The following is a 15,707-nucleotide window of genomic DNA, read 5'->3' as shown; positions in this document are numbered from 1 at the left end:
CCTTGCGTACCAAGGGCTGGACATGCCCACCGGGAGGCCCGCCGATGTTGTAGGGAGTTCGGACCGGCCGGCTACCTCCCAGCCCCGGCGCGACGCCCGTCGATCAGTGCGGCGGCCGTGAAGAACTCCACGCCGACGCCGATCGCGGCCTCGTCCACGTCGAAGTCACCGCGGTGCAGATCACGCTGGGCGGTGTCCCCGGGCGCCCGGACCCCCAGCCGGGCCATCGCGCCCGGAACGTGCTCCAGGTACCAGGAGAAGTCCTCTCCGCCCAGGCTCTGCTCGGTGTCCTCGACCGACTCCGCTCCGCAGCGGACGCCCATCGCCTCCCGCAGCAGCTCGGTGATCACCGGGTCGTTGACCACCGGAGGCACCCCGCGCACGTGGTTGATCTCGAACTTGGCCCCGTGCATGGTCGCGATCTCGTCGATCGCCGCGTGGATCATGTCCGGCGCCTCGTGCCAGGCGTTCAGGTCCAGGCAGCGCACGGTTCCCGAGAGCTCGGCGTGCATCGGGATGACGTTGCAGGCGTGCCCGGCCTCGATCCGGCCCCAGGTGACGGACATGCCCGAGCGGGCGTCCATCCGGCGGGCCAGCAGCGCCGGGGCGTCGACGGCCACCCGGGCGGCGGCCGTCACCAGGTCGGTGGTCAGGTGCGGCCGCGCGGTGTGCCCGCCGGCGCCCGAGAGGGTGACCTCCAGCCGGTCGCAGGCGGAGGTGATGGGGCCCGCCCGCAGCCCGATGCGCCCCGCGTCGACCCGGGGGTCGCAGTGCACGGCGACGATCCGGCCGACCCCGTCCAGGACCCCGGACTCGAGGGCGTCGGTGGCCCCGCCCGGGAGCACCTCCTCGGCGGGCTGGAAGAGCAGCCGCACGGGGCGGGGCAGCAGCCCCTGCCGGTCGAGCTCGGCGAGGACCAGCCCGGCGCCGAGGACCACCGCGGTGTGCACGTCGTGGCCGCAGGCGTGGGCGCGGTCCGCGAAGGTCGAGCGGTACGAGACGTGCGTCTTGGCATCCGGGATGGGCAGGGCGTCGATGTCCGCGCGCAGGGCCAGCATCGGCCGGCCCCCGTCCCAGGTGCCCACGTCACAGATCAGGCCCGTGCCGGACTTCAGCACCCGTGGTCGCAGGCCGGCTTTCTCCAACCGGGCCTTGATCGCCGCGGTGGTACGGAATTCCTGGTGTCCGAGCTCCGGGTGCATGTGCAAGTCCCGGCGGAAGGCGATCAGTTCGGTACGCAGGTGGTCCGGAAGCTTGCCGGGCAGCTCGGGCCGGTCGGACGCGGCGGGCTGGGCGGTCTGGGACTCGCGGGACATCAACTGGTTCACCCGTTGAAGGGTAGGCCCACGGACGGGTCAACTGGCCGGGGATCACGAAAAGTTCATGCCGTTAGGGGAAAGAAACCCGGCCTCTGGACGCATGACCGGATGCGCCCGGGGGTAAACTCGCGCGCTCATCCGGCCGTGGGAGCCGCCTGGGCAGGCAGTCTGCGCACATCACGGGCCGTGTCGGTGACCCCCGCGAGGAAGCTGCGGGCGCGCGGGGAGGCGGACCCGGTGAGCCAGGCGGGGTCCACATCGCATACGGCGACCGTGACACCGGTACCGGTCAGGGCGTACGGCAGCGTGTGGACGACGGTGGACGGAAAGCTGACGATCGTCCGGCCGACCGGTCCGCGCCGGGCGATCAGCTCCAGCGGCAGGTCCGGGCGCACGATCTCCAGTCCCGTGGCCCGGCTCAGGGCGCGCAGCTTCTCCGGGGACTCGCGGCGGTGGGCGAAGTAGCGGGTGGCCCCGTGCTCCAGGGTCAGGGCGCGCACGGCGTCCAGATAGCGGTCCGGGTCCACCACCCCGGTCTCCACGAGCGAGGTGCCGACCAGGTCGGTGCCCTTGGTCAGCCGGGGCGGGCCGAACCGGGCACGGGTCCAGGCGAAGTCGTTGACCCGCAGCGTCATCCCGCCGTGGGCGGTGACGGGCATCGAGCTGAAGACCTCGACGCGGTGGCCGCGGTGCGCGGCCGGGGTGAAGCGGCGGCGCGCGGTCGCCGAGACGGGTGCGTACGCCAGCTCGCGGACCCGGCCGGGCAGTCCGCCGCCGACCCGGTGCCACCGTACGAGGCGTTCGCCGCGGGCGGTCTGGGCCATGAACTCCATGGTGGCGGTGCCGTCGTCGACCACGACGAGCTCCTCGGCGCGCACGAGGGTGAGCAGCAGCTGGACGTAGCGCGAGAAGGGGTCTCCGACGACGACCGTGCGCGCGGCGCGCACGTCGCGCGCCAGCGCGGCGAGCGCCTTCAGCGGTGCGAACCGGCTGCCGCGCGCCTCCTGCCACCGGACCTCGTGCCCCTCGTCCCGCGCCAGCGCGGCCACCCGGCGCAGCTGGCCGCGGGACATCGGGTCGGTGGGCGGCAGGACGACGATCCGCAGGGGTGACTCGGCGCCCGCCGGCCGGGGGGCGGCGGGGCCGGGCAGGTCCCCGCCGCCGGCGCGGCGCCCCCGCTGGCGCGGGACGCCGTCCAGCTGCGGCTGCCCTCCGGGGCGCGCGTACGCCCACTCCAGCACGTTCAGGAGCTGGACCGGACTCTCGACGAACGCCAGGGTGGAGGCGGAGGGGCTGGAGGGGGTCACCACGTGCTCCTTGTCGGGGGACGGAACGCGTACGCGCCGGGCGGGGCGTCAGACGGCTGCGAGCTCGCCCCGGACGCGGCGGAGCTTCTTCATGGGGCCGAGCTCGGACTCGTAGACGCGCTTGACGCCGTCGCCGAGGGCGGTCTCGATGGTGCGGATGTCGCGGACCAGGCGGGTGAGGCCGCCGGGCTCGACGGAGGCGGCCTGGTCGGAGCCCCACATGGCGCGGTCGAGGGTGATGTGGCGCTCGACGAAGGTGGCGCCGAGGGCGACCGCGGCGAGGGTGGTCTGCAGGCCCGTCTCGTGGCCGGAGTAGCCGATCGGTACGTTCGGGTACTCCTCCCGCAGGGTGTTGATCACCCGCAGGTTGAGCTCCTCGGCCTTGGCCGGGTACGTCGAAGTCGCGTGGCAGAGAAGGATGTTGGCGCTGCCGAGCACCTCCACCGCGTGGCGGATCTGCTGCGGGGTGGACATGCCGGTGGACAGCACGACGGTGCGGCCGGTGGCGCGCAGGGCGCGCAGCAGCTCGTCGTCGGTGAGGGAGGCGGAGGCCACCTTGTGGGCGGGGACGTCGAACTTCTCCAGGAAGGCGACGGCCTCGGTGTCCCACGGGGAGGCGAACCAGTCGATGCCGCGCTTGGCGCAGTGGTCGTCGATGGCGCGGTACTCGTCCTCGCCGAACTCGACCTTGTGGCGGTAGTCGATGTAGGTCATCCGGCCCCAGGGGGTGTCGCGTTCGATGTCCCACTGGTCGCGCGGGGTGCAGATCTCCGGGGTGCGCTTCTGGAACTTCACGGCGTCGCAGCCGGCTTCGGCGGCGGCGTCGATGAGGGCGAAGGCGTTGCCGAGGTCGCCGTTGTGGTTGATGCCGATCTCGCCGACGACGTAGACGGGGCGGCCGGGGCCCGCGGTGCGGGAGCCGAAGGTACGCAGGCGGGAGTCGGGGAGGGTCGTCATGGCAGGAGGCGTCCTTCGGTGCGGGGGTGTACGGGGTGTGGGCTGCGGGTCGGGTTTCGGGCCGGGGTGCGCGTCGTGGTCCGGGGCGGGCTGTGCGGGGTGTGCTCCGGGGCGCGGGTCGAGCAGGGGGGCGAGCAGTCGGGCGCGGTCCAGGTCGTGCGGGTCGTCGACCTCCAGGACCCGCGCGGGGTCGGTGGCGACGGGGAGGGTGCGGCCGAAGAACCGGTGCCGGGCGGTACGGAAGCCGGCGGCGTCCATGGCGTAGGCGGCGCCGGTCTCCAGCAGGTCCTGCGGCCGGTCCTGGCGCCGGGGGCGGTACGCGGCGTCGTGGTTGACCCCGGCCCCGGAGCCGTCGGCCCCCTCCCGCCAGAGGAACCCGTGGAACGGGGCCACGGTCAGGGCCGAGTCGGCCGCCCCGGAGGCGACGGCCACGGCGACCGACTCGACGTCGGAGGTGGCGAGGAAGGGGCTGGTGCACTGGACGAGGAGGACCACGTCCACGGCGAGGGAGTGCAGTTCCTCGAAGGCGGCGAGGGCGTGCAGGACGGCGGCCTCGCTGCTCGCGGTGTCACCGGAGATCGCGGTGGGGCGGGCGATGACGTCGGCTCCGGCGGCGCGGGCGGCGGCGGCGATGGCCTCGGAGTCGGTGGAGACCACCACGTCGGTGACGGTCGGCGCGTCCCGGCAGGCCAGGACGGCGCGGGCGACGAGCGGGGTGCCGGCGACCTCGGCGAGGTTCTTGCCGGGGACTCCCTTGGAGCCGCCGCGGGCCGGGATGACGGCGAGGACCCTCACAGCTCCCCCAGCCTGCGGATCACCGGGGCCACGCGCTGGACGCCGTGCCGGTAGGCCCCGCGGGCGGCCTCGCGCAGGTGGGCGCGGAGCCGGCGGCGCAGCCGGGACTCCCCCGCCGCGGGGCGCACCGCGCCGGGCAGCGGGGTGCCGTCGGGCGCGAGGTGGTGGCGGGCGAGGATCCCGGGGAGGTATCCGGGGGCGGTGGTGCGCGTGTAGTACGGGGCGGGCGAGGGCAGCCGGGCGGCGGCGAGCAGTCCGGCGACCTTGGCCCGGGCGACGGCGTAGGCGTCCGCGCCCGTGTCCGCAGCCGTGCCCGCAGCCGTGTCCGCAGCGGTGTGGGCAGCGGGCAGGACGCCCTGCGCCGCCAGCCAGGCCGGGTCCCCCACCGGCAGCAGACCGGAGTCGATCTGGTTCCAGGAGGCCAGGCAGCCGGAGCCGAGGAAGTGGTGGTTGCCGAGGGCCTCGCGGATGCCGAGGTCGGTGAGGATCGCCGTCGGGATGGACCGGTGCAGGGATTCCAGGGCGGCCGTGGAGGAGACGGTGACGAGCAGGTCGGCGCCGTCCAGGACCTCGCCCATGTTCCCGTACACCAGGCGGCAGTTGGCGGGCAGTCCACCCGGGATCTTCTCGGCGAGCCGCTGGTACGGCTGCTCCTCCAGGTGCGTGGTGTGCTCCCCGGGCTTGCTGCGCAGCTTGATCAGCACTTCCCGACCGGGGTGCAGCCGGGCGTGTCCGGCGGCCCGTTCCAGCAGGTAGGCGCGGTCGGCGCGGCTGTCGGGCACGGAGGGCTGGACGGCGAAGACCACCGTGTGGGCCCGGCTCCCGGCCGGCTCGTACGGCGCTCCGCCCAGGAAGGGCAGTGCGGTCTCGGTGACGGCGGCGGCGTCCGCGCCGACGCCCTCGTACACGGCGCGGAACCGCTGTGCGTCGTGGCGGGAGTTGGCGAGGACGAGGTCGGCGCCGTGGCGCAGCAGCAGCCCGTCGGCGAGCTTCTCGTACACGACGCCCACGTAGCCGGTGACGAGGACGGGGCGCCGGGCCGGGGCGGGCCACAGGGCGCGGGCCCCGTGCAGGACGGCCTGGACGGCCCCGCCGACGAGCGCGAGGACGACCACGTCGTAGCGCTCGCGTTCGATCTCGGCGAGGAATTCGGCGCAGGTCACCTCGGACAGCCGGTCGGCCCGCACCCCCACCTCGCCGAGCTGGCGCGCGGTGGGCGTGGCCCGGCCGCGCAGCAGGAATCCGGTGAGCTGGTGGTCGGGTACGAGACGGCGGGCGGTGAGTGCGCCCCATTTCCATCGCGTGTCGGAATCGGCGAGTACGGCGACGCGTTTGCGTTCTGGCACGCGGCAGAAGCTATTCCGCGATTTCGGTGATCGGCCCAACGACCGCACAACAGCGGGTTAACAACGCGTCGACGAAATGCGAAAGCGTGCAGGTTAACTCGCCCGCCCCGCGCCGTTCACATGGATTCCGCATACGGGCCACAGTGAATGACGGGCGGCGCCCTAATGTCTCGCAGGTGCCCAAGCTCTCTGTTGTCGTGCCGTTCTACAACGTCCAGACATACGCACCGGACGCCCTGAAGAGTCTCGAACTCAACGCCCGGGAGGATTTCGAGTTCCTGCTCGTCGACGACTGCTCGACGGACGGGACGCCCGGCCTGCTGGAACGGGCGGCGCGCGAGCTGCCGGGTGCGGTGCACCTCAGACACGAGCGCAACGGCGGCCTGGCCACCGCCCGGAACACCGGTCTGGACGCGGCCCGCGGCGAGTACCTGGCCTTCCTGGACGGGGACGACTGGCTGGCGCCCGGCCACCTGGCCCGGACGCTGGCCGCCATAGAGGCCCTGGGCTGCGATTTCGTCCGTACCGACCATGTGCGGTGCACCGGCCGGTCGCGGAGCGTGCAGCGCGTCCCCTACGGCCCGCAGTCGGTGGTCGCCGGGCCGCGCACGGCGATCCTGCCCGCCGACCGGGCCACCTCGGTGGACTATCCGTACGCCTGGGCCGGGATGTACCACCGGCGGCTGCTGGACCGGGGGCTGCTGCACTTCACCGACGGGCTGCGGACCGCGGAGGACCGGCCGTGGATCTGGCGGCTGCACCGGGAGGCGGAGTCGTTCGCCGCCGTCGGGCTTCCCGGTATCTTCTACCGTCGCGGGGTTTCCACCTCATTGACGCAGGTCGGAGACGAACGACAGCTCGATTTCATCCGCGCATTCGATCAAGCGCTCGCGGAGGTCATCGCCGACCGGGAATCCGATCGACTGCTCCCGAAAGCCGTACGGACTTATTGTGCAATTATCGCCCACCATTTCGGGTCCATCGAAAGGTTCGAGCCGGACGTGGCCAAGAAACTCCGTCTCATGAGCTCGGCCGCGCTCGGCCGCATGCCGCAGGACGTACTGGACCACGTCCTGGACTCGATGGACGTCGAGCGCTCCACCGTGCTGCGCCGCCTGCGCACCGGCCGCCGCGCCGCCCCGTCGGGAGCGGGTGCCTGATGCCCACCCAGATCTTCCTGGCCTCCACCCTCTACGGCGCGGCCACGCTCGCGGCGGGCATCGACGCGGGCTCCTTCCCGCCGGCCGGCCGCCGCATCCTGCTGACCAGCAACCACGCCGTCACGGCCGAGGTCACCCCGGGGGTCACGGACATGCCGGGCTTCGCCGCCCTGCGCCCCCGCTTCGACGAGGTCCTCGACTGGAACCGGGTCATCGAGCCGCAGCACCCGAGCACCTGGGCCCCGCGCGCGGAGGACGTCCCGATCTGGGAGCGGCAACTGCGCACGCTGTGGAACCTGGGTGAGGACCGGGTCGAGCTGATCGTGGAGTCCCTCCAGGTCCCGCCGGCCCAGAGCCTGTGCCGGCTGTTCCCCGGCGCGGCCGTCGACGTCTACGCCGACGGGCTCATGAGCTACGGACCCACCCGCTTCCGCCTCGACCCGCAGCTCGGGATGCGGGTACGGCGGGTGCTCCACCTGGACCTGGTACCCGGGCTGGAGCCCCTGCTGCTGACCGAGTTCGGGGTGCGGGTGGAACTGGTGCCGACGGAGCCGTTCCTCAAGGTCCTCGCGGAGCTCGCCGAGGCCACCGCGGACGAGGCGCCCGAGCCCGCCGGGCCCCCGGCCCTCCTGCTGGGCCAGTACCTCTCCGCGCTCGACCTCATGACCCTGGCCGAGGAGGAGGAGCTGCACGTGTCGATGGTGCGGGGCGCGTACGCCCTGGGCCACCGGGAGCTGGTCTTCAAACCGCACCCGGGCGCCCCGGCCGCGTACTGGCGCCGGGCCGAGGAGGAGGCCGAGCGGCTCGGCGCCCGGCTGACCGTGATCGCCGCCCCGGTCCTGGCCGAGACCCTCTACCAGCGGCTGCGCCCCGCGCTGGTCGTCGGCTGCTTCTCCACCGGGCTGCTGACCGCCGCCACGCTGTACGGGCTCCCGGTGGCCCGGACCGGCACCGGCGCGGTGCTGGCCGCCCTGACCCCGTACCCGAACAGCAACCGGGTCCCGCTGGCCCTGGTGGACGCCCTGCTTCCGGACCTCGCCGACGCCGAGGCCGTCCGCACCTGGACGCCCCCGACCGCCGAGCGGGTCCGGGCGGAACCGGCCGCACTGCTCACCGCCGTCGGGTTCACCATGCAGCCGCAGATCCTGGCCGCGCGGCGTCCGGCGGCCGAGGCCTACCTGGCCAAGCGCCTGACCCCGCAGACCTGGCGGTACTTCACGCGCCGCCGGCTGACCGCGCTCGGTCTGCCGGGCGGCATCCCGGCGCAGCTGTCGTTCCTGCCGCGCAGCCGGGCGGTGCGCCGGGCCGTGCGGCGGATGGGATGGCTGCGCCGCGTCGTCAGCTGAGGGGCCTCAGCTGACGGCGAGCTTGGCCGCGAAGCCGAGGAAGAGCACGCCCGCCGCCGAGGTGGCCCCGGCCGACAGCCGCTTGCGGCGCCGGAAGGCCGCCGAGAGACGGGTCCCGCCGAAGATCAGCATCGTCAGGTACAGGAAGCTGCCGGTCTGCAGCAGACCGCCCAGCAGCAGGAAGGACAGCGCCGGGTAGGCGTAGGACGGGTCCACGAACTGCACGAAGAAGGACATCAGGAAGAGGATGGCCTTCGGGTTGAGGAGGCTGATCAGCAGTGCCCGCCGGTAGGGCCGCTCGTTCTCGGCCGGGTCGGCGGGGACGGCTGCCTCCGCCTCGGCCCGCTCCGCGCGCGTGCGCCACAGCGCCCAGGCGCCCCGCATCATCCCCACGGCCAGCCACGCCAGGTAGCCGGCCCCGAGGAACTTCACCACGGTGAACACCAGCGGGCTCGCCCGCAGCAGCGCCCCGGCGCCCACGGCGGTCAGCAGCATGAGCACGGCGTCGCCGGTGAACACCCCGGCGGCGGCCTTGTAGCCGGTGCGCACCCCGCGGCGGGCGGCCACGGAGAGCACGTAGAGGGAGTTCGGCCCCGGCAGCAGAATGATCAGCACCAGGCCGGCGAGATAAGTCGGAAGATCTGTCACACCCAGCATGGGCAGGAGTGTCCCACAAGGTTGCACCTGTCGCGCCAGTGTGTTTCACCAGGTGGAACCGGCGGGCTCGTAGGTGCCCCACACCTCCCGCAGCGCCCCGCACACCTCCCCCACCGTGGCCCGGGCGCGCAGCGCCTCCTTCATGGGGTACAGCACGTTCGCCGTCCCCGCCGCCGCCTCCCTCAGGGCGGCCAGCGCCGCCGTCACCGCCGCCCCGCCGCGCTCCGCCCGCAGCCGGGTCAGCGCCGCGCACTGCCGCGCCTCGATCGCCGGGTCCACGCGGAGCGGCTCGTACGGTTCCTCGCGCTCCAGCGCGAAGCGGTTGACCCCGACCACCACCCGCTCCCCGTTCTCGGTCTCCTGCGCGATGCGGTAGGCGTTCCGCTCGATCTCGGCCTTCTGGAACCCGGCCTCGATCGCGGCCACCGCCCCGCCCTGGTCCTCGATCCGGCGCATCAGCGCGAGCGCCGCCGCCTCCAGCTCGTCCGTCATCCGCTCCACCGCGTACGACCCGGCGAAGGGGTCCACGGTGTGCGGCACGTCCGTCTCGTACGCGAGGACCTGCTGGGTGCGCAGCGCGAGGCGGGCGGACTTCTCGGTCGGGAGCGCGATCGCCTCGTCGAAGGAGTTGGTGTGCAGCGACTGGGTGCCGCCGAGCACGGCGGCCAGGGCCTGCACGGCCACCCGTACGAGATTGAGTTCCGGCTGCTGGGCGGTGAGCTGGACGCCGGCGGTCTGGGTGTGGAAGCGCAGCATCAGCGACTTCGGGTCCCGGGCCCCGAAGTCCTCGCGCATGACGCGGGCCCAGATCCGCCGGGCCGCGCGGAACTTCGCGACCTCCTCCAGCAGGGTGGTGCGGGCGACGAAGAAGAAGGAGAGCCGGGGGGCGAATTCGTCGACCGCCATCCCGGCCGCCAGGGCCGTACGGACGTAGGCGATGCCGTCGGCCAGGGTGAAGGCCACCTCCTGCGCGGGCGAGGCGCCGGCTTCGGCCATGTGGTAGCCGGAGATGGAGATGGTGTTCCACCGGGGGATCTCGGCCCGGCAGTAGCGGAAGGTGTCGGCCGTCAGGCGCAGCGAGGGGCCGGGCGGGAAGATGTACGTCCCGCGCGCGATGTACTCCTTCAGTACGTCGTTCTGGACCGTCCCCGTCAGCTGCGTGCCCGGAATGCCCTGTTCCTCCGCCACCAGTTGGTAGAGCAGCAGGAGCAGCGCCGCGGGCGCGTTGATCGTCATCGAGGTGGAGACCCGGTCGAGGGGGATCCCGTCGAACAGCGTCCGCATGTCGTCGAGCGAGTCGACGGCGACGCCGACCTTGCCGACCTCGCCCTGTGCGAGGGGCGCGTCGGAGTCGTGTCCCATCTGGGTCGGCAGGTCGAAGGCGACGGACAGCCCGGTGCCGCCGCCCTCGATGAGCTGCCGGTAGCGGGCGTTGGACTCGGCGGCCGTGCCGAAGCCGGCGTACTGCCGCATCGTCCAGGGCCGACCGGTGTACATGTTCGGATAAATCCCCCGCGTGTAGGGGAAGTCGCCCGGCTGCCCGAGCTCGGCCGCCGGGTCCCACCCCGTCAGGTCACCGGGCCCGTAGACGGGTTCGATGGGGATTCCGCTCTCGGTGTGTGCCATGTGACGTAGTCCTCCATGGAGCAAGCGGGCCCGGGACCGGCAGGACCTCCCCCGGGCCACCGCTGGGGCGCCCCCAGCCGCGCATCGTTTCGTAAGGATGCGGACGGCTGCCGGTCACAATGGCGCAACATCCCGGAGCCGAGCGCAACTGTCCACGCACGCGGAGCATCACCTAGATACACGACGTAGAAACCGGGGGGACTGCAATGCAGCGCCAGAGAGTCATAATCCGCACGATCGGGGTGGCAACCGCCGTCGCACTCGCCGCGACCGCCTGCGGACCGCAGAAGACGGAGCCCGCCGCCTCCGCCTCCTCGGTCTCGTCCTCGCCCACGGCGGGCAGCTCCCCCGAAGCCTCACCCTCCACCGACAACAAGCCCGGCGAGGCCTCGGCGTCGCCGTCCGCCTCCGCCTCCCCCTCCGCGTCGGCCTCCTCCTCCGCCTCCCCCTCACCGTCGGTGAAGCAGCTCATGGCCAACGGCGACGAGAACGAGCAGGTGCGCGAGCTCCAGGCCCGACTGCGCCAGCTCAAGCTGATGTCGGTCGCGCCGACCGGCTTCTACGGCTCCAAGACGACCGCCGCGGTCAAGTCCTACCAGTCGAAGAACGGGCTGAACGCGACCGGCTCGGTCGACGAGGCCACCTGGAAGAAGATCCAGGCCGCCAGCAAGAAGCCCACCGCCGACGAGCTGCGTCCCTCGACCGTCAACGAGGTCGACGCTCCGGACCCGCGCTGCATGCAGGGCCGCGTCATGTGCATCAGCAAGGAGAGCCGCACCCTCGCCTGGATGATCGACGGCAAGGTCGTCTCCACGATGGACGTGCGCTTCGGCTCCGAGAACACCCCGACCCGTGAGGGCGTGTTCAACGTGGGCTGGAAGGCCAAGGAGTGGACGTCGACGCTCTACCACACGCCCATGCCGTACGCGATGTTCTTCAGCGGCGGCCAGGCGGTGCACTTCTCGGCCGACTTCGCGGCCCGCGGCTACAACGGGGCCTCGCACGGCTGCGTGAACGTCCGGGACAAGGGCAAGCTGTCGGCTCTGTTCGACCAGGTGCAGGTCGGCGACAAGGTCGTCGTCTACTGGTGAGGCCCACCGGGGCCGGGGGCGGGACCGGTGTCCGGTCCCGCGAGGCCCCGTGCCCGCGACGGACAGGAAGCAAGCAAGAAGCCCGAGGCATCGCCTCGGGCTTTCCTGGTTCTCGGTCCGGTTTCCCGGTCCGAACGTAATGGGCGCGGGCAGGGCCGGGGGAACGTGCCCCGCCCGCGCCGGTTGCGCAGAGCCCAGGGGTACGGGGGGAACCCCGGCTCATGCGCGGCCGATGACCAGTCGGCTCGATATGTACTGCGCCGCAGGTTCGAAAAGTGTTACAGGCAGCTCAGCGCACGTTTCGGCGCACGTTTCAGCGGCCGGTGCGCGGGTCGGCCGAACCCCGCGGAACCGTCGGCGTCAGGGTCGGCGCCCTGAGCGTCCCGCCCAGCTGGGTGCCGCTGCGCTTGGGGCCGCCGGAGCCCCCGTCGTCGAGCACCGACTTGCAGTAGTCCGGGATCCGGGTGAGGCCGTTGGCCAGGCGCGAAAGCCGCTCACGGCGGGCCTCGTCGAGCCGGCCCGCCTTGAACTCCGTGCAGAGGTCGGTGACCTTGAGACGGCTCTCGCCGTCCCGGTCGCGGTCCTTGCCGCCCGTGTCGCCGCCGACGAAGGTGTCCCGGTCGCCGTCCTTGCCGCCCGTGCCGCCCGTGGCCGCCGAGCCGCCCGGTATGTCCTTGCCCGAGCCGGCCGTCGCCGACGAGCCCGAGGAGGCGCCGGTGCTCGCGCCGTTCCCGGGGGTCGCACCGCGCCCGTCCGCACCGGGCGGCTGCACCGTCCCCGGGACGGCCGTCACATTCGAGCCACTCGGCAGCGGGGTGGGCGTGGGCTTCGGGCTGGCGCTCGGAGCTCCGCTGCCGATGCCCGGGGCCGGGTCCTCGCCCGCGCTCACGGACATCGCCGGACCGGGTCCCGCGGTGTCGTGCCGGGACCGCTCCAGCAGTCCGGCGCCCGCCGCGGCGGCCAGTCCGCCGACGGCGACACTGGCCAGGGCCGCCGCCAGGCCGAAGCTCACGGCCCGGCCGCGTCGGGGGGCGGGGGCGGGAACGATGCGGCCGAGGTCGACCAGGGGTTCGGCGGACGCGGCCGCCGCCGGCACCACGGGGGGCGTCACGGAAGGGCGCGCGCCGCCGCGCGCCGTACGGAAGGCGGCCACCGCCGCGGCCTCACCGGGCAGTTCCGTGCCCGCGGGCAGCGAACCGTTCCCGCCACCCAGGGCGTCCAGGGCGGCACGCAGCCGGGCGGCCTCGTCGCGGGCACGCTGATCGGCGGCCGGCCCCACAGGTTCCACCGGTTCGCCGCGCAGCAGTTTTTCCGCAGCGGCTTCGTCCAGCCACCTGTTGCGCTCGTCGGCCATCACATGTCCTTCTGCGTCCGCCAACGTGAATCCGTCACACCGGTTTGTTCTGCGAAGCCCCCGCCTCGGCCACGCTGCGCGGGTACGGCGTCGAGATCCCTCCCGCCCCCGCCGCCCCATGCCTGGCCACGGGCATTATGGCCGACCGTCGGGCCCGGATCCGAGCCGGTCTCCGACTCCGGCTCGAAGCCGCCCTCCGGGCCGAGCAGCTCGGCCAGCTTCTTCAGGCCCCGGTGGGCCGCGGTCCGTACGGCGCCGGGCCGCTTGCCCAGGGTCTCGGCCGCGCTCTTGGCGTCCAGGCCGACCACGACGCGCAGGACGACGGCCTCGGCCTGGTCCTGCGGAAGCTGTGCGATGAGCGCCATGGTCCGCCCGGTGGAGAGGGACTCCATGGCCGCGCCCGCGGTGTCGCACTCGGCGGCCCAGCTCGTCAGCTCGGTGTCGTCGCCGCCGATGGCGGGGCGGCGGCCGCGCATGCGGATGTGGTCGAGGGCTCGGTTGCGGGCGATACGGGCCGCCCAGCCGCGGAAGCGGTCGGCGTCACCGGTGAAGGAGTCGAGGTCGCGGGCGATCTGCAGCCAGGCCTCCGAGGTCACGTCCTCGGCGTCGCCGTCGCCGACGAGCGTGCGTACGTACCCCAGCAGCCGTGGGTGCACGGCGCGGTACACAGCACGGAACGCGTTCTCGTCGCCGTCCTGTGCCGCGAGCACCGCGGCGGTCAGCTCCGCGTCGTCCCCCAGCAAAGTCCCCAACCCGTTCACTGTCCTGTACGTGTGGCGCAAATCAGCACGTTACGGCTTTCCAGCACCTCTCGTCCACGAGTGATACAACGCGCAACCAATCCTGTGCGGAGCGAGGTGTGACACAAAACGCACCCGAGGCGCTGACAGGGGTACGGGCTTGTCGCACGAGCCCGTGACGGATGGCGGCCGGGGCCTCTCCTGTGGGGGGTGGCGGCCTCGGTCGCCCTCCCCTTCCCGGGGCCCTCACCATGCCTGCCCGTGGCGCTCACGTCATCCTTTCGGCTCACTTCCGGGTGAAATCCCCGAATCGGTACGACACACCCTGCCCTGCGTCGATAGCGTGGCGGTACACCCCCGCCGCGCCCCGAGGAGCCCCCTGCTGTCCAGCCACCTTCCGGCACAGGCCCCAGGGCGCACCTCCCGGACCGGATCCACAGGAAGCTCCGCCCCTTCCCACGGCTTCGGACTGGCCCGGTTCAACGCCCTGTCCCCCGAGGCCGCCCGGGCCGTCCTGCTGCACTGCTGCGGCAGCAGGCGCTGGGCGCACCGGGTGGCGGCGCACCGCCCCTACCCGGACGCCGGGGTCCTGCTCGCCGCCGCCGACGAGGCCTCGTACGACCTCTCGCAGGGCGATCTGACCGAGGCGCTCGCTGCGGAGTGCTCGGCGGAGCTGGACCACGGGGCCCCGTACGCCGCACTGCTCGCCCTCGACGCGGCCCACGCGGAGTACGAACGGAAGTTCGGGCACGCCTTCGTGATCTGCCTCGACGGACACCCTCCGGAGGAGCAGGCCGACCAGCTGCTGGGCGCGATCCGCCGGAGGATGGGCCACGAGGTCGACGAGGAGCGCTCGATCTCCGCGGACGAGCTGCGCCGTGTCGCGCAGGCCCGGCTCCGGGATCTGACACGCTGGCTGACCTCGCCGGATGGGCTGACTGCCACGGAAATCGGGCTATTCGCCCCTGTGGGATAGCCCGTACGTGCCTGTTTGATCACACCGATGGCCCCCGCGCAAGGGAACCGACAAAGCGTCGCTACGATGTCCGGGGCCGGAGGACCGTACCCGGCCGGGCCCGACCGACAAAGAAGCCGGCTGGCCCCCGCCCCGCTTCCGGAGGGTTTTCCGTGCCGGCTGGAACGTTGTACCGCGGCCGGGAAGGAATGTGGTCCTGGGTGGCTCATCGAGTCACCGGCGTCCTCATTTTCTTCTTCCTGTTCGTACACGTCCTCGACACCGCTCTCGTCCGCGTCTCCCCCGAGGCGTACGACGATGTCGTGGCTACCTACAAGACTCCGATCGTCGCGCTGCTGGAGTACGGCCTCGTGGCCGCCATCCTCTTCCACGCGCTCAACGGTCTCCGTGTCATCGCCGTGGACTTCTGGTCCAAGGGCCCGCGCTACCAGAAGCAGATGCTCTGGACCGTCGTGGGCATCTGGATCGTGCTGATGGTCGGGGCCCTGTACCCCGTCCTGGGCCACGCCTACCTTGAACTGTTCGGGAAGTGACACGCATGTCTTCTGACACTTCTTTCGAAAAGGGAGTCGGCGACGTGGAGGGCGTTTCCCTCTACGACGTGGACAACCCGGCGCCTTACATCGAGGCCCCGCGCAAGCGGACCGGCAAGACCCCGCGCTCGACCCGCGGGAACTTCGAGATGGTCGCGTGGCTCTTCATGCGCCTCTCGGGCATCGTGCTCGTCGTCCTGGTCATCGGCCACCTGCTGATCCAGCTGGTGCTCGACGGCGGCGTGTCCAAGATCGGCTTCGCCTTCGTGGCCGGCCGCTGGGCGTCCCCGTTCTGGCAGGTCTGGGACCTGCTGATGCTGTGGCTGGCCATGCTGCACGGCGCCAACGGCCTGCGTACCGTGATCAACGACTACGCGGAGCGTGCCAACACGCGGCTGTGGCTGAAGGGCCTGCTCTACACCGCCACGGTGTTCACCATCCTTCTGGGCACGCTGGTGATCTTCACCTTCGACCCGAACATCCGCTAGGCAACGGGGCTG

The 15,707-nt window shown here is 72.5% G+C and carries 14 protein-coding genes and 1 pseudogene; 6 read left to right on the top strand and 9 right to left on the bottom strand.

Annotation, left to right across the window (positions count from 1 at the left end):
• Nucleotides 1-71 precede the first annotated feature (71 nt).
• The 5 genes and pseudogenes from JYK04_RS26135 to JYK04_RS26120 form a co-directional block, all read right to left on the bottom strand.
• Nucleotides 72-1,316: an amidohydrolase gene (locus JYK04_RS26135; protein WP_189733740.1), complete on the bottom strand. Its 1,245-nt coding sequence runs from the start codon at nucleotides 1,314-1,316 to the stop codon at nucleotides 72-74.
• A gap of 137 nt (nucleotides 1,317-1,453) precedes the next feature.
• Complete coding sequence (locus JYK04_RS26130) at nucleotides 1,454-2,626, bottom strand: hypothetical protein (RefSeq protein ID WP_189733137.1); 1,173 nt, start codon at nucleotides 2,624-2,626, stop codon at nucleotides 1,454-1,456.
• 48 nt (nucleotides 2,627-2,674) lie between these two features.
• Entirely contained in the window at nucleotides 2,675-3,583 is a 909-nt protein-coding gene (locus JYK04_RS41420; RefSeq protein ID WP_229875020.1) for an N-acetylneuraminate synthase family protein, read from the bottom strand.
• Nucleotides 3,584-4,012: 429 nt separating this feature from the next.
• Nucleotides 4,013-4,378 (bottom strand): annotated as a pseudogene (locus tag JYK04_RS41415) (acylneuraminate cytidylyltransferase family protein); the annotation flags it as partial.
• Entirely contained in the window at nucleotides 4,375-5,724 is a 1,350-nt protein-coding gene (locus JYK04_RS26120) for a DUF6716 putative glycosyltransferase (protein WP_189733141.1), read from the bottom strand. The pseudogene JYK04_RS41415 and the gene JYK04_RS26120, both read right to left, overlap by 4 nt.
• 176 nt (nucleotides 5,725-5,900) lie before the next feature.
• On the opposite strand from JYK04_RS26120, the gene JYK04_RS26115 reads away from it, so the two are divergent.
• Together JYK04_RS26115 and JYK04_RS26110 are read left to right on the top strand one after the other, a co-directional pair.
• Entirely contained in the window at nucleotides 5,901-6,884 is a 984-nt protein-coding gene (locus JYK04_RS26115) for a glycosyltransferase family 2 protein (protein ID WP_189733142.1), read from the top strand.
• Nucleotides 6,884-8,230 carry a polysialyltransferase family glycosyltransferase gene (locus JYK04_RS26110; protein WP_189733144.1) on the top strand — a complete coding sequence of 449 codons (1,347 nt, stop codon included), beginning with the start codon at nucleotides 6,884-6,886 and terminating at the stop codon, nucleotides 8,228-8,230. Before JYK04_RS26115 ends, JYK04_RS26110 begins: the two co-directional genes overlap by 1 nt.
• A 6-nt stretch (nucleotides 8,231-8,236) precedes the next feature.
• On the opposite strand, the gene leuE is transcribed toward JYK04_RS26110, so the two are convergent.
• Both leuE and JYK04_RS26100 read right to left on the bottom strand, forming a co-directional pair.
• Entirely contained in the window at nucleotides 8,237-8,887 is a 651-nt protein-coding gene (gene leuE / locus JYK04_RS26105; protein WP_189733146.1) for a leucine efflux protein LeuE, read from the bottom strand.
• A 45-nt stretch (nucleotides 8,888-8,932) separates the two neighbouring features.
• Nucleotides 8,933-10,513, bottom strand: a complete 1,581-nt coding sequence (locus JYK04_RS26100; protein ID WP_189733148.1) for an acyl-CoA mutase large subunit family protein — start codon at nucleotides 10,511-10,513, stop codon at nucleotides 8,933-8,935.
• 206 nt (nucleotides 10,514-10,719) lie between these two features.
• Between JYK04_RS26100 and JYK04_RS26095 the strand changes: the two genes are divergently transcribed.
• The gene (locus JYK04_RS26095) at nucleotides 10,720-11,604 is read left to right on the top strand and encodes a L,D-transpeptidase family protein (protein ID WP_189733151.1); all 885 of its coding nucleotides are present in this window, start codon (nucleotides 10,720-10,722) and stop codon (nucleotides 11,602-11,604) included.
• A gap of 313 nt (nucleotides 11,605-11,917) precedes the next feature.
• On the opposite strand, the gene JYK04_RS26090 is transcribed toward JYK04_RS26095, so the two are convergent.
• Nucleotides 11,918-12,958: a hypothetical protein gene (locus JYK04_RS26090; protein ID WP_189733153.1), complete on the bottom strand. Its 1,041-nt coding sequence runs from the start codon at nucleotides 12,956-12,958 to the stop codon at nucleotides 11,918-11,920.
• Complete coding sequence (locus JYK04_RS26085; protein WP_189733742.1) at nucleotides 12,958-13,701, bottom strand: RNA polymerase sigma factor; 744 nt, start codon at nucleotides 13,699-13,701, stop codon at nucleotides 12,958-12,960. Before JYK04_RS26085 ends, JYK04_RS26090 begins: the two co-directional genes overlap by 1 nt.
• A gap of 340 nt (nucleotides 13,702-14,041) precedes the next feature.
• Between JYK04_RS26085 and JYK04_RS26080 the strand changes: the two genes are divergently transcribed.
• From JYK04_RS26080 to JYK04_RS26070, 3 genes are all read left to right on the top strand, one after another.
• Nucleotides 14,042-14,674, top strand: coding sequence for a 2-oxo-4-hydroxy-4-carboxy-5-ureidoimidazoline decarboxylase (locus JYK04_RS26080; RefSeq protein WP_189733155.1), 633 nt, complete (start codon nucleotides 14,042-14,044; stop codon nucleotides 14,672-14,674).
• A gap of 152 nt (nucleotides 14,675-14,826) precedes the next feature.
• A complete protein-coding gene (sdhC, locus tag JYK04_RS26075) occupies nucleotides 14,827-15,207 on the top strand; it encodes a succinate dehydrogenase, cytochrome b556 subunit (protein WP_078892868.1) in 381 nt (126 codons plus the stop codon).
• Nucleotides 15,208-15,212: 5 nt separating this feature from the next.
• Nucleotides 15,213-15,695 (top strand): succinate dehydrogenase hydrophobic membrane anchor subunit, encoded by a 483-nt coding sequence (locus tag JYK04_RS26070; protein ID WP_030712574.1) that lies wholly within the window; start codon nucleotides 15,213-15,215, stop codon nucleotides 15,693-15,695.
• Nucleotides 15,696-15,707 lie beyond the last annotated feature (12 nt).

The organism is Streptomyces nojiriensis (genome assembly GCF_017639205.1).
Classification (GTDB): domain Bacteria; phylum Actinomycetota; class Actinomycetes; order Streptomycetales; family Streptomycetaceae; genus Streptomyces; species Streptomyces nojiriensis.
Note: the sequence above shows the minus strand (reverse complement) of the source record. Positions and strands in the feature narration are given on the sequence as shown.

Bases quoted from the DNA above. Each gene is read 5' to 3' on its own strand.
- JYK04_RS26110 (WP_189733144.1), top strand. From the start codon at position 6,884: ATGCCCACCCAGATCTTCCTGGCCTCCACCCTCTACGGCGCGGCCACG.
- JYK04_RS26135 (WP_189733740.1), bottom strand. From the start codon at position 1,316: ATGTCCCGCGAGTCCCAGACCGCCCAGCCCGCCGCGTCCGACCGGCCC.
- JYK04_RS26095 (WP_189733151.1), top strand. From the start codon at position 10,720: ATGCAGCGCCAGAGAGTCATAATCCGCACGATCGGGGTGGCAACCGCC.
- JYK04_RS26100 (WP_189733148.1), bottom strand. From the start codon at position 10,513: ATGGCACACACCGAGAGCGGAATCCCCATCGAACCCGTCTACGGGCCC.
- JYK04_RS26090 (WP_189733153.1), bottom strand. From the start codon at position 12,958: ATGGCCGACGAGCGCAACAGGTGGCTGGACGAAGCCGCTGCGGAAAAA.
- leuE (WP_189733146.1), bottom strand. From the start codon at position 8,887: ATGCTGGGTGTGACAGATCTTCCGACTTATCTCGCCGGCCTGGTGCTG.
- JYK04_RS41420 (WP_229875020.1), bottom strand. From the start codon at position 3,583: ATGACGACCCTCCCCGACTCCCGCCTGCGTACCTTCGGCTCCCGCACC.
- JYK04_RS26070 (WP_030712574.1), top strand. From the start codon at position 15,213: ATGTCTTCTGACACTTCTTTCGAAAAGGGAGTCGGCGACGTGGAGGGC.